Source organism: Saccharothrix deserti (assembly GCF_009769385.1).
Lineage (GTDB): Bacteria > Actinomycetota > Actinomycetes > Mycobacteriales > Pseudonocardiaceae > Actinosynnema > Actinosynnema deserti.
On record NZ_VKAB01000120.1, the window covers coordinates 1 to 4,906 of the forward strand.

Sequence of the window (4,906 nt, forward strand, 5' to 3'; positions counted from 1 at the left end):
ACAACGGCCACCTGTACCGCTCGGAGACCACGGTCGCCAACTTCCCGAACGGGATGACCAACACCGTGATCGCCTTGCAGGACACGAAGTTCAAGCTGTTCGAGGCACCCAACGTCTACAAGGTGACGGGTAGCGACAGCTACCTGCTGGTCAACGAGGCGATCGGCTCGGACGGCAAGCGCTACTTCCGGTCCTGGACCTCGCCCACGATCACGGGGTCGTGGGCCGCGCTCGCCGACACCGAGGCCAACCCCTTCGCCCGGTCGAACAACGTCGCCTTCGACGGCACCGCGTGGACCAGGGACATCAGCCACGGCGAGATGATCCGCAACGGCATCGACCAGACGATGACCATCAGTCCCTGCAACCTGCGCTACGTGTACCAGGGCAAGGACCCGAACGCGAACGACGCCTACAACTTCCTGCCGTGGCGCCTGGGTCTGCTGACGCAGACGAACTCCACCTGCTGACCGCCGCCGCGATCACCGAGGTGGTTGCCGGGGCATGCGCTGTGGGTCAGTGGCCGGCGCTGGGGTTGCTGCGGTAGGGCGGGATGGTTCGCCGGTCCCTACCGCTCACCTTCGAGAAGTCCTGTTGAAGAAAGGAAGGAAGGAATGTCTCGACAAAGAGGAGTGAGATCGGGTGTGGCGGCTGGGGTAATCGGTTGCTCGCTGCCGCGGCGTCGTTGGTCGCGCTCGACACGGCGCATGGCGCGCCGAACCGGTTCACCGGGCCGGTTGGGTACGCCTCGATGAACGGCGGCACTACCGGCGGGTTCGGGGCCGATGTGGTCCATGAGTACGTGCTCAGCGAGTACTGGCCGGGCAGCGGCTACGGCAGTCCTGGCGACGCCATGTACGAGCTGCTGAGGGAACATGACGACCGGTCCGCCAACGAGGGTCTGGTCATCTACGTCGACGAGACCATCAGGGCGTCCGAGTTCAGCGACGCCAAGATGCACGTCAAGGACGTCGAGAACGTCTCCATCCTCGGGGTCGGCGACCAGGGTGAATTCGACGGGGTCGGCCTCAGCCTCCGCAGCGCCCACAACATCGTCATCCGTAACCTGTCCATCCACCACGTCGACACGGGCGAGAGGGACGGCATCACCGTCCAGAAGAACAGCACCAACGTCTGGATCGACCACAACGAGTTCTACAACGAGTACCCGGACGTCGACAAGGACCACTACGACGGTCTGGTCGACATCAAAGACGGCGCGAAATACATCACCGTCTCGTGGAACTACCTCCACGACTCGTGGAAGACCATGCTGACCGGCGGCGGCGACAGCTTGAGCAGCACGGGCAACTACATCACGTACATGAACAACCGGTTCCAGAACGTGAACTCGCGCGTTCCGCTCGTCCGACGTTCCGATGCGCACATGTTGAACAACTTCTTCGAGGACATCGCCGTGTCGGCGATCAACTCCCGAATGGGTGCGCGGGTACTGGTGGAAGGCAACTACTTCCTGCGAGCCGGCTCGGGAAACGTCGACAGCCATGACGGTCAGATCGAGGGCCCGGTCGGCTGGTGGTACGGCAGCGACGAGACCGGTTACTGGAACCTGGTGAACAACGCCTATGAGGACAGCCCGCACGAGCACCTGGAATCGACCACCAACTTCACCGTGCCCTACGACTACGACCCGCTCAGCCCACAGGAGGCCAAAACGCAGGTCGCACAGTTCGCCGGCGTCGGCGTCATCGACGTGACACCGTAACCGACGGTCGGCGTCCCATCGCGGCTTCGATCTCCACCTCGGTCGCGGGCCCTGAGCGGGCTGGTCGAAGCCGCGTAGCCCGCTGACCTGCCGCAGTTACGCGTTCGGGTTGCCGCGGTGGTTCCGGCTGCTGTGGTGGCCTGGAAAAGCGACCGAGGCGGAGGTCGCCGTGCTGGTCGGTCGGTTGCGTATCGCGTCGAACCCGCAGCGCCGACCGAGTACGCCAGGCTCTATTTATTCATGCCTGTGACTCGCCGGGACGGTCGGCGGAAATTTGCACTTCGGGCTCCTGGATCGATTCCATGGCGCTGAGCTGGGCATTATGGTAGCCAACTGTCCGCCTTCCCTGTTAGGCGAGTGCGATGTCTACGTAATCAGACGGCTCCAGTTTGTTCATGACCGTGAATCTTGTTGCCTGTTCCGCGCAGTTGCGCAGTGCTTCCTGGGAGCCTTCCCGGATATGACGCGCGCTGCTGATTCCGCCAGTCCGCCGCGGTCGGCGTCGTTTGGACCGTTGTCCAACAGTGCTGTTCGCAAGGAGGCGACGCATGATTCTGCGCATAGGCAAGCGCACCAGAAGTCGGACCGCCGGTATTGCCGCGGCCGTATCGGTGGCGGCTCTGACCGGAGGCTTGGTGATGGCGGTCGGCACCAATGCCAACGCGGCGGTCGGGTGCCGAGTGGACTACACCGTGACCAATCAGTGGCAGGGCGGTTTCGGCGCCAACGTGACGGTGACCAACCTGGGCGACGCGGTGTCGGGCTGGACGTTGGAGTGGTCGTTCTCGGCGGGGCAGAAGGTGACGCAGCTGTGGGGTGGTGAGTTCTCCCAGTCCGGCAGTGCGGTGACGGTGCGCAACGCGAGCTACAACGGCTCGCTGGCCACGGGCGCGTCGGTCACGCCGGGCTTCAACGGCTCCTGGTCGGGTTCGAACCCGGTCCCGTCGTCGTTCAAGCTCAACGGCGTGGTGTGCACCGGCTCGTCCACCGGCACCAGCACCAGCACCTCAACGTCGACCACTACCACCACCACGACGTCCCAGCAGCCGGGCGGTGGTGACGGCAGCGGCCCGTGGCCGAGCGACACCGGCAGCGTGAAGATCACCGACACCCGTGAGACCGGGTCGTACTTCAACGGTGGGATGAAGCGGTACTACGGCATCGGTGACGGTGGTCAGGGTGAGAGCCAGGACCCGATGTTCGTGGTGGCCAACGGCGGCACGATCGAGAACGTGATCATCGACGCGCCCGCGGGTGACGGTATCCACTTCGAGGGTTCGTGCACGATCCGCAACGTGTGGTGGAACGACGTGGGCGAGGACGCGGCGACGTTCCGCTCGTCCAACTCGTCGGCGCGGTACCTGGTGGACGGCGGCGGAGCGAAGTCCGGTTCGGACAAGGTGTTCCAGCACAACGGCGCGGGGGAGTGGATGCTCCCGCTCCTGATCATCCGCCTCCGAATGCGGCCGGGTGGTCGGTCCATTATGGATCTGCCACCCGGCCGCCCCCGGCCGATGACTCGCCCCACGCCGCCGTATCCCGGCACCGCGTAGCGCCGTGCCGACAGCCCGGTCCGCGTCCGGCGACACCAGCACCTCGATGCTCCTCGGACCCACGCAGTCCGGCCTGATTCCGGCACCGCTTCATCGGTCACAAGGAGAGCCATGAAACGTATGACAACCGTGGCGACCCGCAGGTCGTGACTCGCGTGGTGTCCGTCCGAGTGCACGCCAGAAAGCGCCTCCACAACCGAACGGGACTGGTACGCAGGGCCGTTCGATCGCGAACTGCTGTTGACCGTACGCGCGTGGTGCCCTCGCCAGTCTGGTCGACGAAGCCAGTCACGGCCGGTGGTGACCGACCGTGGATGCTGTTGAAGTCATGCCGGTAGGAGCGCGACACGGTGGTTGATCTGTTCGCGTGTACCTGGACGGCTGTTCAGGTCACCTCGGGTCATGAGAAGCAAGTGCGGAGGTCTCCGTGACTGCTGAGTTCTCTGGCCGTAGGAGTGATCACCACATGACCTCTGTAGACCCTGACGATCAAGCGATCCTCCAGAGGTGGTTGCAAGCCGGACAGCGTGCTGCCGTACCCGGACCTCGCTGAGTCCACATCTCCATCCAGGGTTCCGTTTCGCGTTCTACGGGCGGATGTCGACGAGGGAGCATCAGGATCCGCGGACGTCGCGGTTGTGGCAGTTGGACGTGGCGCGGCGGCTGATCGAGGGGCATGGCGTGGTGGCGGCGGTCTTCGACGTCGGGGTGTCGCGGCGTCGGAGGTGGGCCAACCGACCGGCGGCGTCCCGGCTGCTGGCCGCCTTGGAGGAGCCGGGACGGGGGTTCGACGCGATCGTGGTGGGCGAGTTCGAGCGGGCCTTGTGCGGACGTCAGTTCGAAGTCGAGCTGGAGCCGCTGTTGCGACGACACCGGGTGCGGTTGTGGCTGCGGCATTGCCGGCATCGTCCGCGAGTTGAACGAGCGGTCCGATCGAACAGGCGTTTCGATTGGGTATCGGCAGCGGGACGGCGCGTGCAGGAAAGGCCTCTCGGCAGGTCGAGGACACGAGCCCATCCGATGCGCCGAAGCGGCCTGCTTGTCGCAGCGGAGTCGTTCCCGAAAGGGCGACCGCAGCTCCCAAGGACACCTTCACCTGCCTGGATCGGCGATCACACACCGACAACGACGTTCCTCGTGGCCCCTAGTAGGGCATCGCCAACGCCCGACCACTACACACGCCGCCACGACCGGCCACCGGTCAAGCAGGGGGTCACCCGGCTCAACATCCACCGACGACAGCGGTTGGGCGGCGTCCCTCAACGAGTACGACCACGCCGCCTGACCTGGGTGGATGACGTTGTCGGCAAGCACAAGTCCCTCGCCACCGTCACGCGGCGCCCACCGGTCCGCGAGCAGCTCGACGCCGTCGGGCATCGGCACCCCGCTGGACGGCGACATCGCGGGTGTCCGGCGGGTCCGGTTTCGGAAACCGCTGGGCGAGGTGGCTCGTGGGGTTCGCCGGCGGTGGTCCATCGTCTTGCGTCGGGGACGACGACATGCGGAACGGCTAGCTCTGGTCGGTCGGGTGGTGGGCGCGCAGCGAGCCGGCGTGGGCTTTCGTCGACGGGTCGTGCTTGGTCTTGATCAGGCTGGCGACGGTCACGATCACCAGCACGACGATGAT

At 65.3% G+C, this 4,906-nt stretch carries 3 protein-coding genes; all 3 read left to right on the plus strand.

Going from position 1 to position 4,906, the window contains the following annotated elements; translation table 11 throughout:
* The coding region (locus FM051_RS49615; RefSeq protein ID WP_274383919.1) for a non-reducing end alpha-L-arabinofuranosidase family hydrolase at positions 1–470 on the plus strand (470 nt) is incomplete at its 5' end.
* 194 nt (positions 471–664) lie between these two features.
* Entirely contained in the window at positions 665–1,726 is a 1,062-nt protein-coding gene (locus tag FM051_RS49620; RefSeq protein WP_202919527.1) for a pectate lyase family protein, read from the plus strand.
* A gap of 548 nt (positions 1,727–2,274) precedes the next feature.
* Positions 2,275–3,279 (plus strand): pectate lyase, encoded by a 1,005-nt coding sequence (locus tag FM051_RS49625; protein ID WP_158854901.1) that lies wholly within the window; start codon positions 2,275–2,277, stop codon positions 3,277–3,279.
* Positions 3,280–4,906: the final 1,627 nt, after the last annotated feature.